Source organism: Olsenella intestinalis (assembly GCF_023276655.1).
GTDB classification, from domain to species: Bacteria; Actinomycetota; Coriobacteriia; order Coriobacteriales; family Atopobiaceae; genus Olsenella_J; species Olsenella_J intestinalis.
The window spans coordinates 372,544-397,549 of the sequence record NZ_JALGRK010000001.1 but is presented as its reverse complement, the minus strand read 5'-3'; the positions used below and the strand labels follow the sequence as shown (position 1 = coordinate 397,549).

The following is a 25,006-nucleotide window of genomic DNA, read 5'->3' as shown; positions in this document are numbered from 1 at the left end:
GCTTCGCTATGCCCGCGTCGCTACTTCCTGTCCATGAGCCTCAGGATCAGCAGGAACAGGTTGATGATGTCGACGTAGATGTCGGCCGCCGAGCAGATCGCGTTGTTCGCGGTCTTCGGGAACGCCTGCGCCCGCGCCCAGTCGTATCCGATATACAGCGTGAAAATAACCACGCCGCCCCACGTCAGGAGTCCCAGGCTCGTGTGGAAGATGAACGTCGTCACGGCCATCAGGACGATGTCGGCGAGAAGAGCCACGGCCAGTGCCCCGCCCATCTTCAGGAACGTGGCGGGGAACAGGCTCGAGACGATCATCATCGCCACGGTCACCATGCCCGTGATGAGGACGGCCGTCTGGATGTCCTTGACGCTGTAGGTGATCGTCACGAACGAGAGCATGGCGCCCATCGCGGCCGAGAGCACGAGGAAGCCCACCGCGCTTAGGGCCGGCGTCTTCGACTTCGAGATGACGACGCTCGAGCCGATGATCAGCACCAGCCAGATGATGAAGAGGATGCCCGGGTGCATGTTGATGCTCAGGAGCACCGGCGCCATCGTCGAGGTGAGCACCGCCGTCAGCGCGAGCCCGAGCACGAGGGTTACGCCGAGCGTGAGGTTGTAGGCGTTGGCGCTCAGCTGCGTGCCCTCGGTCGCCTGCATGCGCGCCTCGCGGCGCTCCCGTGCGCTGAAGGGGTCGATGGACTTGGCCTTGGCTTCTGCCATGGTGGCCTCCTTTCGTCCGCGCGGGTCGGCTCCGCGCGCCGCGCTGCTCCCGCCAGATGGGTTTCCGTATGGGTACGGGAAATCATATAGTGCGCCCCCGCCGCCGCCCACCGACGAGTCCGCCGACGGATGGTGGGAGCAAATGAACAGCCACAAGTGGTCAACGCCTACACCAAAATGAATACCAGGTAGTGGTCAACAGCCAAAAAATCGGTAAAAAGGCGAATTTATGACAACAATCTAGGTGGCGGAGCCCCCTCGCGCTAATACAATTGAGCAAGTTGCGCCAAGCCCCATGCCGGCCGGACACGCCGGGCGGCACGGTAAGACAAAGGAGAGAACATGTCCGAAGCCCCAAAGACGAAGGCGGAGGCCACCACGGCGAAGAACGCCAACTCCGCCGCCGCCGACGCGCCCGCGATCATCGTCCACAGTGACGAAGAGCTTTCCGACAAGCTCGTTCAGATGCGCGAGGCCCAGAAGAAGTTCGCGACCTACACCCAGGAGCAGGTCGACAAGATCTTCTACGCGGCCGCACTCGCTGCCAACGCGCAGCGCATCCCCCTTGCCAAGATGGCCGTCGAGGAGACGGGCATGGGCATCATGGAGGACAAGGTCATCAAGAACCACTACGCCGCCGAGTTCGTGTACAACAAGTACAAGGACACCCAGACCTGCGGCGTCCTCGAGCAGGACCTCGCCGGCGGCATGACCAAGGTCGCCGAGCCGATCGGCGTCGTGGCCGCCGTCATCCCGACCACCAACCCCACCTCCACCGCCATCTTCAAGGCGCTGCTCTGCCTCAAGACCCGCAACGCCATGATGATCTCGCCGCACCCGCGCGCGAAGGAGTCCACCACCACCGCGGCCCGCATCGTGCTCGAGGCCGCCGTCGCGGCCGGCGCACCCGAGGGCATCATCGGCTGGATCGAGAACCCCTCGCTCGTCGCCACCCAGACCCTCATGGCCGAGGCTGACATCATCCTCGCCACGGGTGGCCCCGGCATGGTCACCGCCGCCTACAGCTCCGGCACCCCCGCCCTCGGCGTCGGCCCGGGCAACAACCCCGCGATCATCGACGACTCCGCCGACATCGTGAACTCCGTCAACTCGATCATGCACTCCAAGACCTTCGACAACGGCATGATCTGCGCGACCGAGCAGAACGTCATCGTCCTCGACGGCGTCTACGACGCGGTCAAGGCTGAGTTCGAGAAGCGCGGCGCCTTCTTCCTCAAGGGCGACGACATCGACAAGGTCGGCAACACCGTCATCGTCAACGGCGGCGTGAACGCCAAGATGGTCGGACAGCCCGCCCCGAAGATCGCCCAGGCCGCCGGCGTCAAGGTTCCCGCCTGGACCAAGGTCCTCATCGGCGAGACCGAGTCCGTCGAGGTCTCCAACCCCTGGGCCCACGAGAAGCTCACCACCATCCTCGGCATGTACCGCGCCAAGGACTTCGACGACGCCCTCGCCAAGGCGACCAAGCTCGTCGCCGACGGCGGCTACGGCCACACCTCCTCGCTGTTCATCGACACGCGCGAGAGCGAGAAGATGCAGGCGCACCGCGACGCGATGAAGACCTGCCGCATCCTCATCAACACCCCCGCCGCGCAGGGTGGCATCGGTGACATCTACAACTTCCAGCTCGCGCCCTCGCTGACGCTGGGCTGCGGTTCCTGGGGAGGCAACTCCTTCGCAGGCAACCTCGACGTTCACCAGCTCCTCAACGTCAAGTCGGTCGCAGAGAGGCGAGAGAATATGCTGTGGTTCCGCACCCCCGAGAAGGTCTACTTCAAGAAGGGCTGCATGCCCGTCGCCCTCCGCGAGCTCGGCGAGGTCTACGGCTGCAAGCGCGCCTTCATCGTCACCGACTCCTTCCTCTACAAGAACGGCAACACCCAGCCGATCGAGCGTGCCCTCGACGAGATGGGCATCGTCCACAGCTCCTTCTGGAATGTCCAGCCGGACCCCACGATCCAGTCCGCGCGTGAGGGCGTCCAGCAGATCCGCAACTTCGAGCCTGACGTGATCATCGCCATGGGCGGCGGCTCCGCCATGGACGCCGGCAAGATCATGTGGACCATGTACGAGCACCCCGAGGAGAAGTTCGACGACATGGCCGTCGACTTCATGGACATCCGCAAGCGCGTCTACCGCTTCAAGAAGATGGGCGACAAGTGCAAGTTCGTCGCCATCCCGACCTCCTCGGGCACCGGCTCCGAGGTGACGCCGTTCGCGATCATCACCGACGCCGACACGGGCATCAAGTGGCCGATCACCGACTACGAGCTCATGCCGACCATGGCCATCGTCGACACCGACAACATGATGACGCAGCCCAAGGGCCTCACCTCCGCCTCCGGCATCGACGTCCTCACCCACGCCATGGAGGCCTACGTCTCGATCATGGCGTCCGACTACACCGACGGCATCGCCCTGCGCGCCGCCAAGCTGGTCTTCGACTACCTGCCGACGGCCTACGACGAGCCGACCAACGTCGAGGCGCGTGACCACATGGCCAACGCCTCCTGCCTCGCCGGCATGGCCTTCTCCAACGCCTTCCTCGGCGTGAACCACTCCATGGCCCACAAGCTCGGCGCCTACCACCACATCCCGCACGGCTGGGCCAACGCCGTCATCCTGACGCGCGTCGCCCGCTACAACGCGGCCGAGCGCCCGACCAAGATGGGCACCTTCTCGCAGTACCAGTACCCGCACGCCAAGGCGCGCTACGCCGAGATGGGTCGCTTCTGCGGCTTCACCGGCAAGGACGACGACGAGGTGTTCGAGAACTTCATGGCCGGCATCGAGAAGCTCAAGGAGCACATCGGCGTCAAGAAGACCATCGCCGACTACGGTGTCGACGAGAAGTACTTCCTCGAGACGCTCGACGAGATGAGCGAGAACGCCTTCAACGACCAGCGCACCGGTGCCAACCCGCGCTACCCGCTGATCGACGAGATCAAGGAGATCTACAAGGACGCGTTCTACGATCGTCCCGCCTCTTCCTACGAGGCCTAGTTTTGACCGTTGGCCCGGTGCGCGGATTCGCGTGCCGGGCCAACGTTTAGTGTTGCTAGCGAGACAAGGGAATCGGTCACGAGAGATTGGGTTCACCATGGATCTACCTAAGAGCAAGAAGGTCATTCGCGAGCGCAACAACAAGGTCGTCTACGACTGCGGCGACACCGTCGTCAAGGTCTTCAACGGCACCAAGCCCGCGGCGGACATCTTCAACGAGGTGCTGAACCTCGCCCGCGCGGAGCAGGCTGGCATCGACGTCCCCGAGCTGGTCGAGGCCAGCAAGTACGAGGGCTCCTGGGCCATCGCGACCAAGAAGGTCGTCGGCAAGACCATGCGCGAGATCGGCGACGAGGACGCGAGCAAGCGCGGCGAGCTCACCGGGCGCTTCGTCGACCTCCAGCTGGACATCCACAAGCACACCAACCCCCTGATCGTCCACCAGAAGGACAAGTACACGCGCATGATCAACGCGGCAGGGGAGATCCTCGACGAGAACGCCCGCTACGACCTCCTCATGCGCCTCGACGGCATGCCCAACAAGCACGAGATCTGCCACGGCGACTTCGTGCCCTCCAATGTCATCGTGCGCGAGGACGGCACCTGCTGCGTCTGCGACTGGACCCACACCACCCAGGGCGACGGTGTGGCCGACTGCGCGGCGTCCTACCTCCACTTCAAGATGCGTGGCGCCGACGAGTTCGCCGAGAACTACGTCAACACCTACTGCGACAAGGCCGGCATCGCGCGCGAGCGCGTGAACCTGTGGCTCCCGATCATCGCCGCCGCCGAGCTCTCGCGCGGCCGCGCGGTCGAGAAGGACTTCCTCCTGGCCCACGTGGACGTCACGGATATCGATTAGGCGAGAAGAGCCCGCGCCTCGCCCCGCGCGCGCATCGGGGGACGGAGGCGCAGCTCGCATGCCACATATGCACGACGCCGCCGGGCGGGTCGACTTCGGTCGCCCCGCCCGGCCTTTGCATACGCAGATGCCTGACCCGCCGCCTGAGGGTTTGCGCAAGGCATTTCCGCCACGGCCCTCCGTGTCGCAAAACCCTCAACCAACGCGCGTGGGGGAGGGTGAACAATCTGCCAAAAGTGTGCAAACGCGCAGGAAAACACTAACCCTCAAGCTATGGTTGAGGCTCTTCTCGGCGACATCACCGGCTACCTCCGGCGCCATGTCACGTATGCAAAATCGTTGTTCCTTCTGAAACACGCTTCGGTGAAAATTGTGATGTGCCGCGCCGAGAGGGGCTCGCGCGCGGGAGAGGAGTTCACATGACCAAGCAGCTGCTTTCGGGCAACGAGGCCATCGCGCAGGGCGCGTGGGAGGCCGGCGTCGCCGTGGGCACGGGATACCCCGGCACCCCCTCGACCGAGACGCTCGAGAACCTGGTGAAGAAGGACGGCGTCTACTGCGAGTGGTCGCCCAACGAGAAGGTCGCCCTCGAGGTGGCCATCGGCGCCGCCATGGGCGGCGTGCGCACGCTTGCCACGATGAAGCACGTGGGCGTCAACGTCGCGGCCGACGCGCTCATGAGCGTGGCCAACACGGGCGTCAACGCCGGCCTCGTGCTGCTGGCCGCCGACGACCCCTCCTGCTACAGCTCGCAGAACGAGCAGGACTCGCGCAACTACGCGGCCTTCGCGCGCATCCCGTGCCTCGACCCGTCCGACTCGCAGGAGGCCTACGACTTCGCCCGCCGCGCGTTCGAGATCTCGGAGCGCTTCGACACCCCGGTCATGCTGCACGAGACCATGCGCATCGCCCACACCAAGGCGATGGCCGACGTCGCCGGCCAGCGCGCCGACGTGGCCCCGCGCGCCTACGAGACCAACATCGGCAAGTACGTCATGATGCCGGCCAACGCCGTGCGCCGCACCGAGGCGACCAACCAGCGCGAGGACGCCCTCGTCGACTTCGCCGAGAAGAGCGACCTCAACCGGGTCGAGATGCGTGACACCCACGTGGGCGTCATCGTGGCCGGCGCGCTCTACAACCACGTGCGCGAGGCGCTGCCCGAGGCGTCGACCCTCAAGCTGGGGCTCACCTGGCCGCTGCCGCCGGCAAAGATCGCCGACTTCGCCGCCGCCGTGGACAAGCTGTATGTCGTCGAGGAGGCCTGCACCTACTTCGAGACGCGCGTGCGCGCGATGGGCGTCGACGTCGCCGAGCCTCCCGCCGGGCGCCTGCCGCGCTCGGGCGAGGTCATGCCCGCCCACATCCGCGCGGCCTTCGGCCTGGCCGAGCCCGCGCACCTCGACGCCGCGACCGACCTGCCGCCGCGCCCGCCCGCGTTCTGCGCGGGTTGCCCGCACCGCCTGGTCTACTGCGAGCTGCGCCGCATGAAGGCGATCGTGACCGGCGACATCGGCTGCTACACGCTCGGCGCCGTCGCGCCGCTCAGCTCGGTCGACTCCGTGATCGACATGGGCGCTTCGCTCTCGATGGCCCACGGCATGGAGCTCGCCGGCGCCCCCGAGCGCTCAGGCCGCCCCGTGGTCGGCGTCATCGGCGACTCGACCTTCGCGCACTCCGGCATCACGAGCCTGCTCGGGACCGTCTACAACGGCGGCACGGGCACCCTGTGCATCCTGGACAACCGCACGACGGCCATGACCGGCACGCAGGGCAACCCCGTCAACGGCGTGCGCCTGGCCGAGCAGATGGCAGGCGTCAGCCCTCTCGACGCGCCCGCCGGCAAGCAGCTCGACCTCGTGCGCCTCTGCGAGGCGCTCGGCGTCGACGAGGTGGAGCAGGTCGACGCCCAGAACCTCAAGGAGGTGCGCCGCGCCCTCAAGGAGGCGACCTCACACGCCGACAGGCTCTCGGTCATCATCTTCAAGTCGCCGTGCCGCCTGATCGACCGCACGCGCCGCCCGACGCCGACCATCAGCGACTGCCGCGCCTGCGGCACCTGCATCAAGATCGGCTGCCCCGCGCTCGGCAAGGACGCCGACGGCCGCGCCGTGATCGACACCAACCAGTGCATCGGCTGCGACCAGTGCGCGCAGTCCTGCCCGTTCGACTGCATCAAGAGGGAGGCCTAGCCATGGCACACGCAACCGCATCCGAGGCGGCGTCCACCGTCACCACGTCGGGCGCCCAGACGACGGTCGAGGGCACCAAGACCATCCTGCTCGTGGGCGTCGGCGGCCAGGGCACGATCCTGGCCGGCAACATCCTGGCGATGTGCGCCGCCGAGGCGGGCCTCGACGTCAAGGTCTCCGAGATCCACGGCATGTCGCAGCGCGGCGGCTCGGTCTCGACCATCATCCGCGTGGGCGAGAAGGTCGACTCCATGGTCTGCGACCCGGGTTGTGCCGACGTCGTGGTGGCCTTCGAGGCCGTGGAGGCCCTGCGCGCCCAGCAGTACCTGGCCGAGGGCGGCCGCATGTTCGTGAACGACGAGCAGATCGTGCCCGTGTCGGTCCACATCGGCGCCTTCGACATGCCCGCCGACGCGGCCGAGCGCCTCGACGCCATGGGCGCCGTGCGCATCCCCGCGGGCCAGATCGCGCGCGAGGCGGGAAGCCCGCGCTCGACCAACGTCGTGCTCGTCGGCGCGCTCTCGACGGCGCTGCCGTTCTCGGTCGAGCAGTGGCGCGACGCCATCGCGCGCCGCGTTCCGCCCAAGACCGTCGAGGCGAACCTCGAGGCCTTCGAGCGCGGCCGCGCGGCCGCGGAGGCCTAGCGCCATGGCTGCGGAGACGGAGCGGACCATGACCTCGATCGAGGACCAGCCGCTGACCGAGGAGCTGCTCGAGCGCCTGCTGGCAAGCTCTTCTCCCGATCAGTACCTGAGCCAGGAGGAGCCGGGCGACTGCGACCTGTCCGAGATGCTGCTGACGCTCGCGCGCGAGAAGGGAATCTCGCGCACGGAGGCGATCAGGGCGACGGGGCTGAGCGCGCCGTACGGCTACCAGATCTTCGCGGGGACGCGCCACCCCAACCGCGACGCGGCGATCATGATGGCGTTCGGGCTCAGGTGCAACCTGATCGAGTGCCAGCGGCTGCTGAAGGCCGCGGGCGTCTCGGAGCTGTGGGTGAAGCGGCGGCGCGACGCGATCATCATCTTCTGCGTGGACCACGGCTACACGCGCGAGCGCTGCGACGACGAGCTGTTCAGGCTGGGGGAGGAGACCCTCCTCAAGGTCGACGCGGGCGAATAGGCATGGAGGACGAGGAGGTCTTCCGGGCACTCGACGCCGACGACGCGTACGAGGTCGTGCGTGAGCTCGGGCGCGGCGCGGGCGGCGTGACGCAGCTCGTGAGACGCGCGGGTGATGGAGGTGGCGGCGACCGCGAGGGCGCTCTTCTTGTCAGGAAGTACCTCCCGGCCGAGGTCGCGAACCGCGACGTGTGGGAGCGCGTGCGCGAGATCGATGACGCGCGCCTGCCGCGGGTGCGCGAGGTCTACGAGCTGCCCGACCGGCTTGCTGTGGTCTGCGACTACGTGGCCGGCACGACCGTGCGTGAGCGGGTGCGCGAGTCGGGGCCCATGGGCGTAGGCGAGGCCGCCGACGTGGCGGCCGAGGTGTGTGCCGCGGCGGGGCTCCTGCACGAGCGCGGGCTGGTGCACCGGGACATCTCGCCGGGAAACGTCGTGCTGGCGGACGACGGCGTGCACCTGCTGGACCTGGGCATCGCGCGCGAGCGAACCGAGGGTGCCTCGCGCGATACAACGCGGCTGGGGACCTGGGGCTACGCGGCTCCCGAGCAGTTTGGGTTCGCGCAGACGGACGCCCGCTCGGACGTGTACTCGATCGGTCGGCTCCTGGGCTTCATGCTGTGCGGCGTTGAGGCCTCCGAGGACTCCTTCGACGCGGCGGTTCGCGGGCTGGACGATGCGCCGCGGCTCGTGGTCGAGCGGGCATGCGCCTTCGAGCCGAGCGCACGCTACCAGAGCGCCGACGAGCTTGCCCGGGCGCTTGGCGAGCTGGGCGAGGACGGCGGTTCGAAGACGGGGCGCAAGCGTGCGCGACGTGGGGCGTGGCGACGCGTCGTCTGCGGCCTTCTCGCGCTGTTTGGCGCACTTTCGACGCTTCTGTTCGTGTGGGTTGCCTTCAGGCTCTGGACGCGGCCAGAGAGGCCCACAGACCCCTATTCGGCCCTGCTTGGGATCGACCTTGTGGTCTTCATCGACGTGGCGGTCGTGTTGCTGCCGGCGCGCTTCCTGCTGCGCCCCGAGGACGACGCGACGACGGGGCGGACCCTCCTCGCCCGGCAGGGCCTCGTGCTGCTGTTCTGCCTCATGGTGTTCGCCGTACTCGCGGTCGCGGCGACCGTCGAGGTGGGCTGAGGGGCCTCTCGGCGCATCGGCGGCCGGACTATGCTCGGAGCATAGGACTTTTCACATGGCGGTTCCTACCATCGGGGCACCGAGGCCGCGCGGCGTGCGCGGCGAGCACCGTGAGAAAGGGAGTCGCCATGAAACTCGCATCGGTCGTTGTCCCCTCTGTCGTTGCCGGCGCGCTTGTGCTGACGCTCGGCGCCTGCGGATCGAAGGCGGCGAGCAGCTCCGGCGACGCCGGGGCGAACTCCAACCAGAGCGCCACTACCGAGACGAAGAAGGCTGAGCCGGCCTCGGACTCGAAGATCGCCGTCACGATCGACGGCATGTCACAGACGACCGACTACAGCGGCAAGCCGTGCATCGTCATCGACTACACGTTCACCAATGTGTCCGCCGAGGATGCGCAGGCCTTCTCGACGTCGACGCGCAGGGACGTTTACCAGGGTGGCGTTGAGTTGGAGACGGCATTCGTGAGCGGCGTCGATTCGTCGGCAAACCTTAACAAGGTCAAGGCCGGCAGCTCGATCGCCGTGCATGACGCGTATGTCCTGAAGGACAGCTCTGACGTCGAGGTGAACGTGTATCCGCTCATCAGCTTCGACGATAAGAAGCCGCTCGCGCAGCAGACGTTCTCGCTCTCGTAGCGTAGGTAGTTGTATAAGGGCGAGAGGGCGCCGGCCGCGTTGGAGCGACCGGCGCCCTCCTTGCGTGCAAAAACACGCTTCCGTGCGTAGTTTTCGAACCGCCACTTGCAAAACCGTGCCTCCGTGGCAAGCTCCGCGAGGCCCCGGGCGGTAGTTGCAGGATTTATCTGAATAGCAAACAACCTAATCGCACGAAAGCGACTATGCATATTCAATAATTTGAAGGCAAACGATTCCCGAGCTCCGTACCGCTTGCCACGGGACCCTACTTCTGCGCACGGCCATCCGAAACCTTTCCACGGAAGGCCGTTTTTGCTCACGAGTCACCCCGGCGAGCCCGTCCGCGCCGCCGGACGCTAGCTCAGCTTCACGCCCAGCAGGCCGATGAGGTCGGGCGCCTGGTCGATGCCCACCTTGGCGCCCCGCAGCTCGCGGAAGGTGTCCGACACGCGCAGCGCAGCGATCTCGCAGCTGGAGAGGTCCACGCCGGCGAGCTTCGTCCCGAAGAGCTCCGCCCTTGTGAGATCGCATCCCTCGAGCCGCAGGCGCTTCGCCCGCACGTTCGAGAGCGTCGCCTCGTGCATGTCGCAGTCACGCAGCGTGACCTGATCGAGCTTGGCGTCTGTCAGGTTCGCGTAGGGCAGGGCACAGCCCTCAAACGTGCTCTGCCGCATGATCGCCTCATGCAGGTCGCACCCCGTGAGGCGGCAGTCGCTCACGGTGCTCATCCGCCAGAAGCTCGTCGAGAGCGTTGCGTTGCTCAGGTCGCACGCGCGCAGCTCGCAGCCCTCGAAGCTCGCTCGGTCGAGCGTGCACCCCGACAGGTCGCAGTCCTCGAAGGTGCACCCCTCGAAGTCGACGTGCCCGAGCCACTCGCCAGCGACCTCCTCGTCCGCGAACGCAAGCCCGCGAACCTCCCCGTCGCCCGCCTCGATGGCGTCCAGGAGCCGCGCCACTAGCCCAGCCTCCTGTGCTCGAAGCGTCCGTCCTCGTACACGCCGAAGCTCGCGGAGCCGTCCTTCGGGATGCCCACGCTGCCGGGGTTGAACACGGTTACGCCCTCGTGCCCGACGACGGCGTCTTCGCCTTCGAGCAGCACCTTCTTATGCGTGTGCCCGTACACGAGCGCGTCGCCCTCGCCCAGCGCCGGCCATGCGTCGACGCTGTTGTGGATCCCCGGCCCGTATACGTGCCCGTGCGTGAGGAAGATGCTGCGCCCGCGCCCGCCGCGTGCGTCCGCGTCAAGCAGCACGTTGTATGTCGCCATGCACGGGAAGTCGAGCACCATCTGGTCGACCTCCGCCTCGCAGTTTCCGCGCACGGCCACGATGCTCTCGGCGATCGAGTTCAGCATCTGGATGACCCGCTTGGGCGCGTAGTCCGCGGGCAGATCGTTGCGTGGCCCGTGGTAGAGCAGGTCGCCGAGAAGAGCGACCCTGTCGGGCTGGATCTCCTCTATGGCTTCCATCAGCTTGGCGCAGCGGTCCGCGGCGCCGTGGATGTCCGAAGCGATGACGAGCCTCATGGCACTCCTTTCGTCCCGTCCATGGTAGCCGACCGTCCGCGCGCATGCCCGCACGCAAAAGAGGGGACGCCGGCCAAGCCGACGTCCCCTCCCTGAGTCCCTTGCGGGTCTTCGAGTCGCTCGGACTAGTCCTCGGCGATCTCGGTGATGGCGCCCACGGGGCAGGCGTCCTGGCAGGCGCCGCAGCCCACGCAGTCGTCGCCGTTGGCGACGGTGGCGACGTCCTCGACCTCGATGACGTCGGCAGGGCAGGCGGAGGCGCAAGCGCCGCAGGCGACGCAGGCGTCGGTGTCAATCACGGGATGAGACATGGTGATTCCTCTCCTAGTGGTCCGTTACGCGGGCGGCCCCCAGCCGCCCGTACTTCCTATGAAGTAGAGACTACCCAACGCCGCGAAAATGGCAAGCCGAATGCGCCATCAAATTCAAGTAATTGTCCAATGGCGGCTCCTATCGGACGCACGCGCCGGCGCACCTCCCGAGCTGCTATCAAACGGAATAAAAAATCTAATGTGAAGAGACTTAGATAATGTATAGAATCAAAACGCATGGGAACAATCACAGTCGTACAGCGACAAGCAATTGCTCCAGTGGGTCAGTCAGCTCTGTCCTCACGAAGGCAGACAGGAAAGGAAACGCACCATGGGTAAGATTCTTGGCATCGACCTTGGCACCACCAACTCGGCCATGGCCGTCCTCGAGGGCGGAGAGCCCACGATCATCGTCAACGCCGAGGGTGACCGCACCACCCCGTCCGTCGTCGGCTTCCGCTCCGACGGCGACCGCATCGTCGGCAAGGCCGCGAAGAACCAGGCGGTCACCAACCCGCAGAACACCGTCTTCTCGATCAAGCGCTTCATGGGCCGTCGCTACGACGAGGTCAGCTCCGAGCTCAAGACCGTCCCCTACACCGTCAAGAGCGGCACCGGATCGCGCGCCGTCGTCGAGATCGAGGGCGAGGACTTCACGCCCGAGCAGGTCTCCGCGATGATCCTCTCCAAGATGAAGGCTGACGCCGAGAAGTACCTCGGCGAGCCCGTCACCGATGCGGTCATCACGGTCCCCGCGTACTTCAACGACGCCCAGCGCCAGGCCACCAAGGACGCCGGCAAGATCGCTGGCCTCAACGTCCAGCGCATCGTCAACGAGCCGACGGCCGCCGCTCTCGCCTACGGCCTCGACAAGAAGGACATCGACCAGAAGGTCCTCGTCTTCGACCTCGGTGGCGGCACCTTCGACGTCTCCCTGCTCGACCTCGCCGACGGCGTCGTCGAGGTCCTTGCGACCAACGGTGACAACCACCTCGGCGGCGACGACTGGGATCAGAAGGTCATCGACTGGCTCGCCGACAAGTTCCAGGCCGACAACGGCATCGACCTCCGCAAGGACCCCATGGCCCTGCAGCGCCTCAAGGAGGCCGCCGAGAACGCCAAGAAGGAGCTCTCCAGCGCCCAGCAGGCCCAGGTCAACCTGCCGTTCATCACGGCTGACGCCACCGGCCCCAAGCACCTCGACTACACGCTGACGCGCGCCGAGTTCGAGAGGATCACGCGTGACCTGCTCGACCGCTGCAAGGAGCCCGTCACCAAGGCCCTGCGCGACGCCAACATCCAGATCTCCGATGTCAACGAGGTCATCCTCGTCGGCGGCTCCTCTCGTATGCCCGCCGTTCAGGAGCTCGTCAAGACCATGACCGGCAAGCAGCCGAACATGTCCGTGAACCCCGACGAGGTCGTTGCCGACGGCGCTGCCGTCCAGGGCGGCGTCCTCACCGGCGACGTCTCCGGCATCCTCCTGCTCGACGTCACGCCCCTCTCGCTCGGCGTCGAGACCATGGGCGGCGTCATGACCAAGATGATCGACCGCAACACCACCATCCCGACGTCCAAGACCGAGATCTACTCCACGGCCGCCGACAACCAGACGTCCGTCGAGATCAACGTCCTCCAGGGCGAGCGCGAGATGGCCGCCAACAACAAGTCGCTCGGCAAGTTCAACCTGACCGGCATCCCCGCCGCCCGCCGCGGCGTGCCCCAGATCGAGGTCACCTTCGACATCGACGCCAACGGCATCGTCAAGGTCACGGCCAAGGACAAGGGCACCGGCAAGCAGCAGCAGATCACCATCTCCGGCTCGACCGCGCTCTCCGACGAGGAAGTCGACCGCATGGTGAAGGACGCCGAGTCCCACGCCGAGGAGGACAAGAAGCAGAAGGACGAGATCGAGATCCGCAACCAGGCCGACTCGCTCTGCTACTCCACCGAGCAGACCCTCAAGGACCTCGGCGACAAGGTTCCCGCGGACATGAAGTCCGAGGTCGAGACCGCCGTTGCCGACGCCAAGAAGGCCCTCGACGGCAACGACATCGAGGCCGTCAAGGCTGCCTCCGACAAGCTCCAGGAGGTCGGCCACAAGCTCGCCGAGATCGTCTACACCGACACGCAGGCGCAGACCGCCGAGGGCGCCCAGCCCACCGGTGACACCGACGACGTGGTCGACGCCGACTATGAGGTCGTCGACGACGACAAGCAGGAGTAGCCGAGGGCGACTCCCGCAACAGACGCGAACCATGAGGGGCGGCCCGCGTGGCCGCCCCGTCAGAATCGAAGGAGGGTGATGTGAAGGTGCCAATCGAAGACGCGGAGAAGAAGGACGCCGCCGCCGAGGTCGAGGACCAGGACGTCGCCATGGACGAGATGGATCCCGAGGAGGAGGCCGCGCGCGTCGAGGCCGCCAAGCGTGCCGGCGAGGCAGCCGCCGAGGAGGACTTCAAGGCCCAGGCCGAGAAGGCCGAGAGCGAGATGGCTGGGCTCGCCGAGCAGGTCGAGGCCGCCCAGCAGGAGGCCGAGGCCGCCAAGAAGCGCGCCGACGAGGCGAGCGAGCGACTCGTGCGCCTGCAGGCCGACTGGGAGAACTACCGCCGCCGCACGGCGCAGGAGCGACTCGACGAGCGCCAGCGTGCCGCCGAGAAGCTTGTGCTCAACCTGCTGCCGGTCCTCGACGACATGGAGCGCGCCGCGGAGCACGCGAGCAAGAACCATGCCGACGACGAGAACGTCATGCAGTTCGTCGACGGCGTCAACGCCGTGCACGACAAGATGCTCTCCGTCCTCGAGAAGGAGGGCGTCGAGGTCATCGACCCGGCCGGCGAGGCCTTTGACCCGCTGAACCACCAGGCCGTCGGTCGCGTCGAGAACAAGGACGTCTTCGACGAGACGGTCGACCAGGTCTACCAGAAGGGCTACTCCATGGGCGGTAAGACGATCCGCGCCGCCATGGTGACGGTCGCCTTCGGCGGACCCAAGCGCCCCGCGCCCGAGGAGGGCGCAGACGCGTCCGACGAGAAGGACGCGCCCGAGGGCGAGCAGGCAGAGTAGCAAACTGCGCCCGGGCATCGACCCGGGCGCATCCATCATCGGAAGGAGGCGTTGGCTTCAATGGCAGACAAGAGGAACTACTACGACATCCTGGGCGTGAAGCGTAACGCCACGGACGACGAGATCAAGCGCTCCTTCCGCAAGCTCGCGGCGAAGTACCATCCCGACGCCGGCGGAGACGAGCAGAAGTTCAAGGAGGTCTCCGAGGCCTACACCGTGCTGTCCGACGCACAGAAGCGCAAGGAGTACGACCAGATGCTCATGTTCGGCGGCATCCCCGGTGCGGACTTCGGCGGCTCGGGCGGGCGCAACCGGACCTACACCTACACCGGTGGATCCGACTGGTCCGAGATCTTTGACAACATCCGCTCGGGCGAGGGTGCCTTCGGCGGCTTCGACTTCTCGTCGATCTTCGGCGGCCAGCCCGGCGGCCGCGGCGGCTCGCGACCCGCAAAGGGAAGCGACCTCACGCTCTCGATCGACATCACGGCCGAGGAGGCCTTCACCGGCGCGCAGCGCAAGGTGAGCTACACGATCCCCTCCACGGGCGAGAAGCAGACCCTCAACGTGAAGGTGCCCGCGGGCGCGGTCGACGGCGGCAAGCTGCGCTACCGCAACCGCGGCGAGTACGGCGCCAACGGCGGTGCCCGCGGCGACCTCGTGGTCACCACCAAGGTGAAGGAGCACCCGCTCTTCAAGCGCGACGGCGCCGACGTCCGCATGGAGCTCCCGATCAGCGTCTTCGAGGCCGCCCTCGGCGCGACGGTCGACGTTCCCACGCCCGACGGGACCGAGGTCCGCCTCAAGGTCCCCGCCGGCACGCAGGACGGCAAGACCTTCCGCTTCCGCGAGCTCGGCGCTCCCGACGTCAAGCACAAGGGCGCGCGCGGCGCACTGTACGTGAGCGTCAAGGTCCAGGTGCCCACGCGCCTCTCCGCAAAGGAGCGCGAGTCGCTCGAGGCCCTGAAGGCAGGCGACAAGCGAAACTATAGGAAGGATGTTGAGCGCTATGGCTCGTAGCGAGGACGACCCCAAGGACAAGCCGCTCTACATGATCAGCGTCGCGGCCGAGCTGACGGGCATGCACCCGCAGACCCTTCGCGTCTACGAGCAGAAGGGCCTCGTCACCCCCGGCCGCTCGCGCGGCAACACGCGCCTCTACTCGCAGGGCGACATCGAGCGCCTCAACCTCGTCAGCAAGCTGACCGACGAGGGCATCAACCTCGCCGGCGTCGTGCGCATCCTCGACATGCGCGAGCGCCAGCTCGAGAAGGACCGCGAGATCGACAAGCTTCGCGAGCGCGTCCGCGAACTCGAGGATGAGGTGCACGAGTTCAAGATGCGCGAGCGCATCACGGCCCTGGCGCGCTACGACGGCGCCGGCCCCGAGCAGGTGATGCGCGGGCTGCTCGCATCCGGCCCCGTCGACGAAGAGAAGTAGCGACCCCACACACCCAAGCAGCCGAGAAGAGCGTGGCGCCATCGCCGCGCTCTTCTCTTATATAGAGAAGCCGCCTCCCTATATAGAGGCCATCTATATATAGGAAGAAGCCTTCTATATAGAGAGCGGCGGAGGGGTGTATGGAGAGGCGGAGGGGACGGCTTCGAGCGCCCTGCCGTAACGCCCACGCGCCTGTATCGACCGCTCGCCGACCGCCGCGCCCTTCACGCCGTGCGTACCTGCGGTGCGTCGTCGTCACGCGAGCGTCTCGCTACGCAAATGGACTGGGTGAGAGTATCATTACAAGACCATTAGTCTGAGTCGCGCTGTCCCCAGCGCGTGTGGGAAGAGGAACTCGAGCATGCGGGCAACCACGAACAACGGTCGCTTCTCGGTGCGCCGCGCGGTCGCACTGGTGCTCGCTACCGTTGTCGCGTGCAACCTCTTCTTCCCCTCGTTCGCGCAGGCCATGGTCCGCGTGGATGACGTCGAGCTCAACCAGGGCGTCAACGAGGTCGGCGGCGGCACCGCCACCCTGACCGACTCCAACCTCGAGATGGAGGGCGTCACCGCCGCGGAGTTCTACACCGACGAGGACCTCACCATTGACTACGCGGGCGGCAACGCCATCGACGAGACAACCGTCGCGGGCGACGCCGAGGTCGAGATGAACTTCTCCGGCGAGAACGACGTCACGAACGTCGCCGTCACGGATGACGCAAGCCTGACCATCAACGCCAACGAGCACAACACCTTCGATGAGGTGCTCGCCACGGACAACTCCAACCTCAACCTCAACGTCGACGGCACGGCCAAGATCGGTTCCGTCGATGCGTCGGGTGCTGCCAACGTGGCCGTGCGCGGGGCGCAGCAGGGCGCGACCATTGACCTTGGTGCGGGGAGGGACATCTCGTTCCTCGACACCGAGAGCGGCAACCTCTCCGTCGAGAACGTCCGCGTCAACCTGAACGCGAAGGAGGCGATCCTCGGCTCCGCCCTCGGCGGCATGGTCACGATCGACTCTTCGTCTCTCGTCGCGGGCGAGGACAACGGATTCGTGTTCCTCGGCACCTGCGGCACGATGCTCATCAAGGACTCCTCCATGGAGTTCGGCGGCATGGTCTACTCGACCGGCCAGATGACGATCGACAACTCCAACATGAGGATCACGAAGCCCACCGCCTTCGGCACGGACTCGTGGCCGCACCGCGTCAGTTCGCGCACGGGCATCGACCTTCGCAACGAGCTGAACGGGATCGTGATGTCGGGCATGCAGGAGGGCAAGCCCATCTTCTTCCTCGACACGAACGAGAACTTCGGCCGCGTGGTCGAGCTCTGGGCTGGCGCCCGTCCCGCGGACCCCACGCCCGCTGCCGACGAGACGCCCGCTCAGTCTGCCCCCATCGCGCACGTCGCATCCAAGGCGCTGCCGCGCACGGCCGACCCCTCGGTCGCACTGCTGCCGCTCCTCGCTGCCGGCGTCCTTCTCGTCATTGGCGCCTTCCTTGCGGGAAGGCTCGAGCTCGCACCCGTTCGCGCGAATGGGTGGGTCGCGCATGCCCATGACTCCCGCCGCGCGCCGCGTCGCGCACAGCGCGTCTTTGATGCGCTCGGCTCCCGACGGCGGAGATGATTCCACAGGCCTCTTTGTTCCCCGATAGAAGGACTCTCGGGTCCGCGTGATGCGGATGCGAGAGGTGTCCGAGGGCGGCCTGCGGGCCGCCCTCGTCGTTTGTGCCAAGGCTCGTCGCGCATGCCGTTGGCCGAGCGCAAGCCGCACGAGCGCGTCGCGGCGCGCATTACACGGTTGAATATGACCATGTGTAATGAGACGTAGCACAACCGTGAGAACCAAAGGAGGAACCATGAAGAAGACGAAGCTGGTCGCACTCGCATGCACCCTTGCCGTCCCGATGGCCCTGTTCCTTGCCGGCTGCGGCGCCAAGCCTGCGCAGAGCACCGACGCCAACGCGAACAAGGAGTCGACGCAGCAGACGCAGACGACCGACAACAAGTCGCAGACCAACACGCAGTCCACCACGCAGACCCAGATGCAGACGCCGGCCCAGACGACGCCTGCCCAGCCGACCTACATCGGCGAGGAGGCCGCCAAGAAGGCCGCCCTCGGCCACGCCGGCTTCGACGAGTCCGCCGTCACCGACCTCAAGGTCGAGCTCGACACCGACGACGGCACGGTCCACTACGACGTCGACTTCAAGCAGGGCGGCATGGAGTACGACTACGACATCAACGCGACGACGGGCGAGATCATGAAGTCCAAGTCCGAAGTGGATGACTAGCGATGCGCGCGCCTAATATCACGTTCGCTAAGCCCCGTCGCATCGGCGCGCTTGCGCTCGCCGCAGCCCTTGCCGGCAACCTCCTCTTCCCCTCGCTCGCGCTCGCGGTCGTCCGCGTGGACGAGACCGAGCTTGCGCAGGGGGCCAACGAGGTCGGCGGTGGCACCGCGACGCTCTCTGGCTCCTCGCTCGAGATGACGGGCGTCACCGCCGGCGACTTCTACACCGACGAGGACCTCGACATCAGCTTCGCCGGAGGCAACGACATATCGACGGCCTACGTCGAGGACGCGACGGTGGGCATGAGCTTCACGGGCGAGAACGACGTGGAGGACATCTATGCCCTCGGCGACGCGAACGTGACCGTCAACGCCGACGGCCACAACGAGTTCGAGGAGATCAACGCCTACGACTCCTCCTCGGTGACGGTCAAGGTCACGGGTGAGAACGACTTCGAGTCCATGTCGGCGTCCGACGACGCGACGATCGCCGTCCGCGGCACCAGCTGCCAGAAGAAGGACATCATCAACCTCGGCGACGGCGAGTCGCTCTCCTACATCGCCAGCGACCGTGGAGACATCACCCTCGACCACGTGACCGTCAACGTCAAGGCCGACGAGGCCATCATCGGCTCGATCGACGGCGGCGCGCTCACGGTCGACACCTCAAAGGTCGCCTGTGACGACGACGGCTATGTCCTTCTCGCCGGCGGCAAGACGTCGCGCATCCGCGAGTCGGTCATCGACATCGCGGGCACGATCGTGGGCTACGGCAAGCTCGTCATCGACCGCTCCGACGTCAAGGTCGTCGAGCCCGCGCCCGAGCACTTCGACGCCTTCGACTACCGCATCATCGGCAAGGATGGCATCGAGCTCCTGAACCAGAAGAACGGCACGGTGCTTGCCGGCTCCTCCGAGGGCGAGGACCTCTTCTTCGTCGACACCGACGGCAACCAGGGTCGCTCGGTCGACCTCAAGGCCGACGGCAAGCCCGCTTATTACAAGTGCGGCGACAAGGACGAGTCTGACGAGAAGAGCACGGACGTGCCCGCGACCAGTCCGGCCGCCAAGGCGCTACCGCGCACGGGCGACGCCACCGCGCCGCTCGCCCCGGTGGCCGCGGCCGCGGTGCTCGTCGGCATCGCCGGCTTCGCCGCTCGCAGGCGCCAGCAGGACTAGCGCCCTCGGCCCGAATCCGCGCGCGAGAGCGCGCGCCCATATGAGTGACGCACCCCGCGTCGTCGGAGCACCCTCTCCGGCGGCGCGGGGTCATCTTGTGGCGCGATGCCGGCGTGATGCCTGCCGAGGGCGTGTGCTCCTCTCGGCGGAAATCTAATATGGACAGACTTAGATTTGTATATGCGGACGCCCGAGCGGGAATAACTACCTCGATACACGACGAGGGCGGCGGTTTGTGGTCGTGACCTGTGGTTTCGACGCGCCTGCCGCGAGGAGAGGTGATTCGCATGAGATTCGACAAGTGGGCAACCACGGCGCAGGAGGCGCTGCAGACGGCCGTCACGATCGCGGCTGACGCGCAGGCCGGGCAGGTTCAGCCGATTCACCTGCTGAAGGCGCTGCTGGAGAGCGGCGAGCAGAACCTGAGCGCGATCATCGAGCGCGTGGGGGCGGACCCGGCGCGCATCGCCGCGCAGGTCGAGGACGCGCTGTCGCGTGCGCCGCGCACGACGGGCGACATGAGCCAGATGGGCGTCTCGAGCGAGCTTACGCGCGTGGGCGACGCCGCCGAGAAGCTCGCCTCGAAGCTGGGCGACAGCTACGTGACGACCGAGCACCTGCTGTGCGCGCTGGCCGACGAGAAGGGCGAGGCCGGAAGCGCGCTGCGCGCGGAGGGCGTCACGGGCAAGCGCGTGCAGGAGGCCTACGCCGACCTGCGCGGGGACGAGCGCGTCACGTCGCAGGAGTCGAAGGCGCAGTTCAAGGCGCTCGAGCAGTACGGTCGCAACGTGACCGACCTCGCGCGCCAGGGCAAGCTCGACCCCGTCATCGGCCGCGTGGAGGAGATCCGCCGCACGATCCAGGTGCTGAGCCGCCGCACCAAGAACAACCCCGTGCTCATCGGCGAGCCCGGCGTGGGCAAGACCGCCATCGTCGAGGGGCTGGCCGAGCGCATCGTGGCCGGCGACGTGCCCTCCACGATCCGCGACAAGGACCTCGTCGAGCTTGACATGAGCGCGCTCGTCGCGGGCGCGAAGTACCGCGGCGAGTTCGAGGAGCGCCTGAAGAGCGTGCTCAAGGAGGTCGAGAAGAGCGACGGCCGGATCATCCTGTTCATCGACGAGCTGCACACCGTGGTGGGCGCCGGCGCGACCGAGGGCTCGATGGACGCGGGCAACATCCTGAAGCCCGCGCTCGCCCGCGGCCAGCTGCACGCCATCGGCGCGACCACGCTCGACGAGTACCGCAAGTACATCGAGAAGGACCAGGCGCTGGCCCGCCGCTTCCAGACGGTGCTCGTCTCGGAGCCGACCGTGGAGGACACCATCTCGATCCTGCGCGGGCTCAAGGAGAAGTACGAGCAGCACCATAGGGTGCGGATCACGGACGCCGCGCTCGTCTCGGCTGCCGACCTGTCGAACCGCTACATCTCGGAGCGCTTCCTGCCCGACAAGGCGATCGACCTCGTGGACGAGGCGGCGAGCCGCCTGCGCATGGAGCTCGACTCGATGCCGGCCGAGATCGACGCCGTCGACCGCCAGCTCACGCAGATGCAGATCGAGGAGCAGGCCCTCATGAAGGAGGAGGACGACGCGAGCCGCGAGCGCCTGGAGGCGCTGCGCAAGGAGATCGCGACCGTCCGCGAGAAGCTCGATGGCATGAAGGCGAGCTGGGAGAACGAGAAGGGCGCGATCGACCGCGTGCAGGACCTCAAGGGCAAGATCGAGGAGACGCGCGGCCAAATCGAGCTGGCGACGCGTGCCGGCGACCTCGCGCGCGCGTCCGAGCTGAGCTACGGCACGATGCCCGAGCTCGAGCGCGAGTTCAAGGAGGCCGAGGCTGCGCTCGCCGCCAAGCAGGACGCGGGCGGCGTGCTCAAGGAGGAGGTCACGACCGAGGAGATCGCCGAGGTCGTGTCCGCGTGGACCGGCGTGCCCGTGAGCAAGATGATGCAGGGCGAGATCGAGAAGCTCAAGAACCTCGAGGGCGAGCTCCACGAGCGCGTGGTGGGGCAGAACGAGGCCGTGAGCGCCGTGGCCGCCGCCGTGCGCCGCAGCCGCGCCGGGCTCTCGGACCCCAACCGCCCGCTGGGCAGCTTCTTCTTCCTGGGGCCCACCGGCGTCGGCAAGACCGAGCTCGCCAAGGCCCTGGCCGTGAGCCTCTTCGACGACGAGCGCGCGCTCGTGCGCATCGACATGAGCGAGTACATGGAGAAGTTCAGCGTACAGCGGCTGATCGGCGCGCCCCCGGGATACGTGGGCTACGACGAGGGCGGCCAGCTGACCGAGGCCGTGCGGCGCCATCCCTACTGCGTGATCCTGCTCGACGAGATGGAGAAGGCACACCCTGACGTCTTTAACATCCTGCTGCAGGTGCTCGACGACGGTCGGCTCACCGACGGACAGGGTCGCGTCGTCAGCTTCAAGAACGCGATCGTGATCATGACGAGCAACGTGGGCAGCCAGTTTATCGCGGGCGCCACGGCCACGAGCGACCCCGACACGGTGCAGCAGCAGGTCAACGACGCCCTGCGCGCGACGTTCAAGCCGGAGTTCCTCAACCGCATCGACGACGTGGTGGTCTTCCACGCGCTGGGTCTCGACGACATCGAGAAGATCGTGGACATCCAGCTGAGGGACGTCCGCGAGCGGCTGGCGCGCGAGCGCATCACGCTCGAGCTCACGCCGGCGGCCATCCAGTCGCTGTCGCTCGACGGGCTCGACCCCGTCTTCGGCGCGCGTCCGCTGAAGCGCCTCATCCAGCGGCAGGTGGTCGACAACGTGGCGACCCTGATCATCGACGGGCAGCTGCACGAGGGCGACACCGTGCGGATCGACGTGGGTGCGGACGACCGCATGGTTGCCGAGCGCGTGGCGTAGCTCTTCTCGGCGGCGTCGTCGTGCAACATATATATAGAGTGCGATACGGGCCTGCGTCCTGCGATTGCGGGGCGCGGGCCCCAGGGCATAATGGGTCCGAGAGAAAGGGGTGTGACGCGATGAAGTCACCAGAGAAATCGGACGCCCGCGCGAAGGGCGCTGCGCGCGAGGACGGACGCTCGCCGGAGCCGGGAGTGGACAGCGCGTTTTTGCGTGCGGAGAACGAGGACGACGACGGCTACGACCCGTACTCGGACCGCCGACCCGAGCCCGAGCCACTCTTCGAGCGAGACCCTTGGTCGTAGGGGGCTGCGGCCGAGAGGTACCTATCGCACAAGAAAGAGGGACGTCCCTGTGGGGGCGTCCCTCTTGCGTTTGCGTTTGCGTGTGGGTCGGGCCTAGCGCGTCATCAGGCTTACGATGAAGATCACGATCAGCGCGAGCACGAGTACGATCGCGCCGAGCGCGAGGATCGACTTGCGCCTGCGGGCGCGCTCGCGCGACTCGAAGAGGGAGCGGCGGCCCTTGGGCACCTCGAGGTACTGGCCGTATTGGCCGCCCTGGATGGTGGACTTGTTGTTGCGCGCCTTGCGGTAGGCGCGACCGCCGGAGAACGCGCCGCCGCTCACGGCGACGTTGGAGTCATGTGCGTAGCGGCCGCCGGCGCCTGCCTCGTTGGCGAGGTCGTCGATCGCCTCGACAGTCTTGCGTGGCGCGCGCTGGCGCACGTAGGGCGGACGGTCGCTGGGGCCGCCGTAGATGCCAGCGTCGGCAACCTCGCCCGAGGGGCGCGTGGCCCACGGCAGGTCTGTGTCAGCGTGCGGAGGAGCGGCCTGGGGCATCGGGGCACCCTGGTCGAGGTCGTTGGGGGAGGGGGTGTGCTGCGGCGCGCCGGCGCCGGCATCAAAGTTTTCGTTACCCGTCATGCGTTCCTCCGCGGTGCACGTTAATCGGTCCTTACAATGATAAAACACTCCGTCGCACGCGCCTGCAAGAAACAGGCGGAGGCTGTGAGAGGCAGCAAATCTGATATCGTCACGCTTAGATTTAATGAGTATGTGAAGCGCAGAAAAAGTTCGTGAGTCGCGAATACATCTCGCCAGCACGGGAATAGATATCACAACCAATCAAGGGCGCCCACAAGCCGGCGTCCGAACGAGGGAGTGATCATCATGACGAGCATCATGCCGTACGGAAACCTTGACAGGGCTCTGCGCAGGACCTGGCCGCTCGACGCGTTCGACGACTTCTTCTCTCCGCTTGCCTCCGTCTCGCCCGAGAACGTCTTCAAGATGGACGTCGAGGACGCAGGCGAGAAGTACGTGATCTCGGCCGAGCTGGCCGGCGTGTCGCGTGACGAGATCGACGTCGAGCTCAACGAGGGTCGCCTCTCCATCTCCGTCAACAAGCAGGAGAGCGAGGAGGACAAGTCGAAGACCTACCTCCACAAGGAGACGAGCTCCTGGAGCGCCACGCGTGGCATCTACCTGAAGGACGCCTCGACCTCCGGCCTCACCGCCAAGCTCGAGGGCGGCATCCTCACCGTCAAGGTCCCCAAGCAGACGGAGAAGGAGAACGTCACCAAGATCCAGATCGACTAGGGTGGCGGCACGCCTGTCTCGGCAAGCCTAGCGTTGAGCCCCGACCGCAGTTCCAAGAGCGGCCGGGGCTCTTCTCGTCTGGCGTACATGACGTGGCTTTTTGATGGTAGTTGCGCCGCAGTTGGCGCGTTTGAGGTCGGTGCGCTAGAGTTAGAGTCCGTAAGTGCGCTCGGTGGGTTCGGGCGACGTCACACCTCGAACCTGGTCAGGGCCGGGAGGCAGCAGCCATAAGGGGTCACTGGCGGGCGCCCGTTCCCACCGAACGCACTTCTCGCCCCGTCCATGCGAAAGCTGGCATGGGGCTTTTTTGTGAGCCGGGCTGTGCCATGGCCCCGAAAAGAATGGATGTGCCGTGCCGTTCATCAACGCCATCGCGGAGCTGCTCCGCGACCCCCGTACCGCCATCGCCGGCTGGATCGCCGCCGGTCCCCTCGTTGCCTACGGGTTCATCTTCCTCATCATCTTCGTGGAGACGGGCGTGGTGTTCTTCCCGTTCCTCCCCGGCGACTCGCTGCTGTTCGCGTCCGGCTTCTTCGCATCGACCGGCGAGTTCAACATCTTCGCCCTTCTCGGCGTGGCGTGGGCCGCTGCCATCCTGGGCGACCAGTGCAACTTCATGATCGGCCACTTCTTTGGCAGCAAGATCATCGCGTCCGGCAAGGTCAAGGCGATGACGCCCGAGCGCATGGCCAAGAGCGAGGCGTTCTTGGACAAGTGGGGCAAGCTGGCGATCTTCCTGGGTCGCTTCTTCCCGTTCATCCGCACCTTCGTCCCGTTCATCGCGGGCATGGGCGGAATGAAGTGGCACCACTTCGTAGCGTTTAACATCTTGGGTGGTATCACCTGGTCCACGATCTTCACGCTGCTGGGCTACTTCTTCGGCGGGATACCCGCCGTGCAGGAGCACTTCGAGCTCGTGATCGTGGGCATCATTCTCGTCTCGGTCATTCCGGCCGCCGTGGGTGCCATCAAGGCCAAGTTCGGCAAGAAGGAGCAGGCGGCCGAGTAGGGAGGG

Annotated in this window: 23 protein-coding genes and 1 other RNA gene; 19 read left to right on the top strand and 5 right to left on the bottom strand. The window is 66.5% G+C overall.

The window, feature by feature from the left end; genetic code table 11:
- Positions 1-20 precede the first annotated feature (20 nt).
- On the bottom strand, positions 21-722 hold the full coding sequence (locus M5D76_RS01605) for a Bax inhibitor-1 family protein (RefSeq protein WP_248921650.1): 702 nt from the start codon (positions 720-722) through the stop codon (positions 21-23).
- Between the two features lie 342 nt (positions 723-1,064).
- On the opposite strand from M5D76_RS01605, the gene adhE reads away from it, so the two are divergent.
- The 7 genes from adhE (at position 1,065) to M5D76_RS01570 (ending at position 9,690) form a co-directional block, all read left to right on the top strand.
- Positions 1,065-3,746 carry a bifunctional acetaldehyde-CoA/alcohol dehydrogenase gene (gene adhE, locus M5D76_RS01600; protein WP_283102005.1) on the top strand — a complete coding sequence of 894 codons (2,682 nt, stop codon included), beginning with the start codon at positions 1,065-1,067 and terminating at the stop codon, positions 3,744-3,746.
- A gap of 97 nt (positions 3,747-3,843) precedes the next feature.
- Complete coding sequence (locus tag M5D76_RS01595; RefSeq protein WP_248921649.1) at positions 3,844-4,608, top strand: phosphotransferase family protein; 765 nt, start codon at positions 3,844-3,846, stop codon at positions 4,606-4,608.
- Between the two features lie 419 nt (positions 4,609-5,027).
- Complete coding sequence (locus tag M5D76_RS01590; protein ID WP_248921648.1) at positions 5,028-6,800, top strand: thiamine pyrophosphate-dependent enzyme; 1,773 nt, start codon at positions 5,028-5,030, stop codon at positions 6,798-6,800.
- Between the two features lie 2 nt (positions 6,801-6,802).
- Positions 6,803-7,444, top strand: a complete 642-nt coding sequence (locus M5D76_RS01585; protein WP_248921647.1) for an indolepyruvate oxidoreductase subunit beta — start codon at positions 6,803-6,805, stop codon at positions 7,442-7,444.
- Positions 7,445-7,448: 4 nt separating this feature from the next.
- Positions 7,449-7,922 (top strand): XRE family transcriptional regulator, encoded by a 474-nt coding sequence (locus M5D76_RS01580; RefSeq protein WP_248921646.1) that lies wholly within the window; start codon positions 7,449-7,451, stop codon positions 7,920-7,922.
- A gap of 2 nt (positions 7,923-7,924) precedes the next feature.
- Entirely contained in the window at positions 7,925-9,052 is a 1,128-nt protein-coding gene (locus M5D76_RS01575) for a serine/threonine-protein kinase (protein ID WP_248921645.1), read from the top strand.
- Positions 9,053-9,180: 128 nt separating this feature from the next.
- The gene (locus M5D76_RS01570) at positions 9,181-9,690 is read left to right on the top strand and encodes a DUF5067 domain-containing protein (protein WP_248921644.1); all 510 of its coding nucleotides are present in this window, start codon (positions 9,181-9,183) and stop codon (positions 9,688-9,690) included.
- A 356-nt stretch (positions 9,691-10,046) separates the two neighbouring features.
- On the opposite strand, the gene M5D76_RS01565 is transcribed toward M5D76_RS01570, so the two are convergent.
- From M5D76_RS01565 to M5D76_RS01555, 3 genes are all read right to left on the bottom strand, one after another.
- Positions 10,047-10,646: a pentapeptide repeat-containing protein gene (locus M5D76_RS01565; protein WP_248921643.1), complete on the bottom strand. Its 600-nt coding sequence runs from the start codon at positions 10,644-10,646 to the stop codon at positions 10,047-10,049.
- Positions 10,646-11,215, bottom strand: a complete 570-nt coding sequence (yfcE, locus tag M5D76_RS01560) for a phosphodiesterase (RefSeq protein WP_248921642.1) — start codon at positions 11,213-11,215, stop codon at positions 10,646-10,648. Before yfcE ends, M5D76_RS01565 begins: the two co-directional genes overlap by 1 nt.
- A gap of 125 nt (positions 11,216-11,340) precedes the next feature.
- Positions 11,341-11,526 carry a DUF362 domain-containing protein gene (locus M5D76_RS01555; RefSeq protein ID WP_248921641.1) on the bottom strand — a complete coding sequence of 62 codons (186 nt, stop codon included), beginning with the start codon at positions 11,524-11,526 and terminating at the stop codon, positions 11,341-11,343.
- Positions 11,527-11,857: 331 nt separating this feature from the next.
- Between M5D76_RS01555 and dnaK the strand changes: the two genes are divergently transcribed.
- The 9 genes from dnaK (at position 11,858) to M5D76_RS01510 (ending at position 22,695) form a co-directional block, all read left to right on the top strand.
- Complete coding sequence (gene dnaK, locus M5D76_RS01550; protein WP_248921640.1) at positions 11,858-13,753, top strand: molecular chaperone DnaK; 1,896 nt, start codon at positions 11,858-11,860, stop codon at positions 13,751-13,753.
- A gap of 80 nt (positions 13,754-13,833) precedes the next feature.
- The gene (locus M5D76_RS01545) at positions 13,834-14,592 is read left to right on the top strand and encodes a nucleotide exchange factor GrpE (protein WP_248921639.1); all 759 of its coding nucleotides are present in this window, start codon (positions 13,834-13,836) and stop codon (positions 14,590-14,592) included.
- 60 nt (positions 14,593-14,652) lie between these two features.
- Positions 14,653-15,612 (top strand): DnaJ C-terminal domain-containing protein, encoded by a 960-nt coding sequence (locus tag M5D76_RS01540; RefSeq protein ID WP_248921638.1) that lies wholly within the window; start codon positions 14,653-14,655, stop codon positions 15,610-15,612.
- Entirely contained in the window at positions 15,602-16,033 is a 432-nt protein-coding gene (locus M5D76_RS01535; RefSeq protein ID WP_248921637.1) for a heat shock protein transcriptional repressor HspR, read from the top strand. The genes M5D76_RS01540 and M5D76_RS01535 overlap by 11 nt, the downstream gene beginning before the upstream one ends.
- 361 nt (positions 16,034-16,394) lie before the next feature.
- Entirely contained in the window at positions 16,395-17,666 is a 1,272-nt protein-coding gene (locus M5D76_RS01530; RefSeq protein ID WP_248921636.1) for a hypothetical protein, read from the top strand.
- A gap of 232 nt (positions 17,667-17,898) precedes the next feature.
- Positions 17,899-18,333 carry a PepSY domain-containing protein gene (locus M5D76_RS01525; RefSeq protein WP_248921635.1) on the top strand — a complete coding sequence of 145 codons (435 nt, stop codon included), beginning with the start codon at positions 17,899-17,901 and terminating at the stop codon, positions 18,331-18,333.
- 2 nt (positions 18,334-18,335) lie between these two features.
- Positions 18,336-19,511 carry an LPXTG cell wall anchor domain-containing protein gene (locus M5D76_RS01520; RefSeq protein ID WP_248921634.1) on the top strand — a complete coding sequence of 392 codons (1,176 nt, stop codon included), beginning with the start codon at positions 18,336-18,338 and terminating at the stop codon, positions 19,509-19,511.
- A gap of 287 nt (positions 19,512-19,798) precedes the next feature.
- Positions 19,799-22,390 (top strand): ATP-dependent chaperone ClpB, encoded by a 2,592-nt coding sequence (clpB, locus tag M5D76_RS01515; protein ID WP_248921633.1) that lies wholly within the window; start codon positions 19,799-19,801, stop codon positions 22,388-22,390.
- 119 nt (positions 22,391-22,509) lie between these two features.
- Positions 22,510-22,695, top strand: a complete 186-nt coding sequence (locus M5D76_RS01510) for a hypothetical protein (RefSeq protein WP_248921632.1) — start codon at positions 22,510-22,512, stop codon at positions 22,693-22,695.
- 93 nt (positions 22,696-22,788) lie between these two features.
- Here the strand turns inward: M5D76_RS01510 and M5D76_RS01505 are convergent, their stop codons facing one another.
- Positions 22,789-23,316: a hypothetical protein gene (locus M5D76_RS01505; protein WP_248921631.1), complete on the bottom strand. Its 528-nt coding sequence runs from the start codon at positions 23,314-23,316 to the stop codon at positions 22,789-22,791.
- A 246-nt stretch (positions 23,317-23,562) separates the two neighbouring features.
- Here M5D76_RS01505 and M5D76_RS01500 point away from each other — a divergent pair, with 246 nt between their 5' ends.
- The 3 genes from M5D76_RS01500 (at position 23,563) to M5D76_RS01490 (ending at position 25,000) form a co-directional block, all read left to right on the top strand.
- Positions 23,563-23,991, top strand: a complete 429-nt coding sequence (locus M5D76_RS01500) for an Hsp20/alpha crystallin family protein (RefSeq protein ID WP_248921630.1) — start codon at positions 23,563-23,565, stop codon at positions 23,989-23,991.
- Positions 23,992-24,160: 169 nt separating this feature from the next.
- Positions 24,161-24,256: signal recognition particle sRNA small type (gene ffs / locus M5D76_RS01495), an RNA gene on the top strand.
- Between the two features lie 87 nt (positions 24,257-24,343).
- The gene (locus tag M5D76_RS01490; protein ID WP_248921629.1) at positions 24,344-25,000 is read left to right on the top strand and encodes a VTT domain-containing protein; all 657 of its coding nucleotides are present in this window, start codon (positions 24,344-24,346) and stop codon (positions 24,998-25,000) included.
- The last annotated feature ends 6 nt before the right edge of the window (positions 25,001-25,006 follow it).

Bases quoted from the DNA above. Each gene is read 5' to 3' on its own strand.
- M5D76_RS01605 (WP_248921650.1), bottom strand. From the start codon at position 722: ATGGCAGAAGCCAAGGCCAAGTCCATCGACCCCTTCAGCGCACGGGAG.
- clpB (WP_248921633.1), top strand. From the start codon at position 19,799: ATGAGATTCGACAAGTGGGCAACCACGGCGCAGGAGGCGCTGCAGACG.
- M5D76_RS01540 (WP_248921638.1), top strand. From the start codon at position 14,653: ATGGCAGACAAGAGGAACTACTACGACATCCTGGGCGTGAAGCGTAAC.
- adhE (WP_283102005.1), top strand. From the start codon at position 1,065: ATGTCCGAAGCCCCAAAGACGAAGGCGGAGGCCACCACGGCGAAGAAC.
- M5D76_RS01525 (WP_248921635.1), top strand. From the start codon at position 17,899: ATGAAGAAGACGAAGCTGGTCGCACTCGCATGCACCCTTGCCGTCCCG.
- M5D76_RS01510 (WP_248921632.1), top strand. From the start codon at position 22,510: ATGAAGTCACCAGAGAAATCGGACGCCCGCGCGAAGGGCGCTGCGCGC.
- M5D76_RS01520 (WP_248921634.1), top strand. From the start codon at position 18,336: ATGCGCGCGCCTAATATCACGTTCGCTAAGCCCCGTCGCATCGGCGCG.
- M5D76_RS01595 (WP_248921649.1), top strand. From the start codon at position 3,844: ATGGATCTACCTAAGAGCAAGAAGGTCATTCGCGAGCGCAACAACAAG.
- M5D76_RS01530 (WP_248921636.1), top strand. From the start codon at position 16,395: ATGCGGGCAACCACGAACAACGGTCGCTTCTCGGTGCGCCGCGCGGTC.
- M5D76_RS01570 (WP_248921644.1), top strand. From the start codon at position 9,181: ATGAAACTCGCATCGGTCGTTGTCCCCTCTGTCGTTGCCGGCGCGCTT.
- M5D76_RS01535 (WP_248921637.1), top strand. From the start codon at position 15,602: ATGGCTCGTAGCGAGGACGACCCCAAGGACAAGCCGCTCTACATGATC.
- M5D76_RS01585 (WP_248921647.1), top strand. From the start codon at position 6,803: ATGGCACACGCAACCGCATCCGAGGCGGCGTCCACCGTCACCACGTCG.
- dnaK (WP_248921640.1), top strand. From the start codon at position 11,858: ATGGGTAAGATTCTTGGCATCGACCTTGGCACCACCAACTCGGCCATG.
- M5D76_RS01575 (WP_248921645.1), top strand. From the start codon at position 7,925: ATGGAGGACGAGGAGGTCTTCCGGGCACTCGACGCCGACGACGCGTAC.
- M5D76_RS01580 (WP_248921646.1), top strand. From the start codon at position 7,449: ATGGCTGCGGAGACGGAGCGGACCATGACCTCGATCGAGGACCAGCCG.
- M5D76_RS01590 (WP_248921648.1), top strand. From the start codon at position 5,028: ATGACCAAGCAGCTGCTTTCGGGCAACGAGGCCATCGCGCAGGGCGCG.
- yfcE (WP_248921642.1), bottom strand. From the start codon at position 11,215: ATGAGGCTCGTCATCGCTTCGGACATCCACGGCGCCGCGGACCGCTGC.
- M5D76_RS01555 (WP_248921641.1), bottom strand. From the start codon at position 11,526: ATGTCTCATCCCGTGATTGACACCGACGCCTGCGTCGCCTGCGGCGCT.
- M5D76_RS01500 (WP_248921630.1), top strand. From the start codon at position 23,563: ATGACGAGCATCATGCCGTACGGAAACCTTGACAGGGCTCTGCGCAGG.
- M5D76_RS01505 (WP_248921631.1), bottom strand. From the start codon at position 23,316: ATGACGGGTAACGAAAACTTTGATGCCGGCGCCGGCGCGCCGCAGCAC.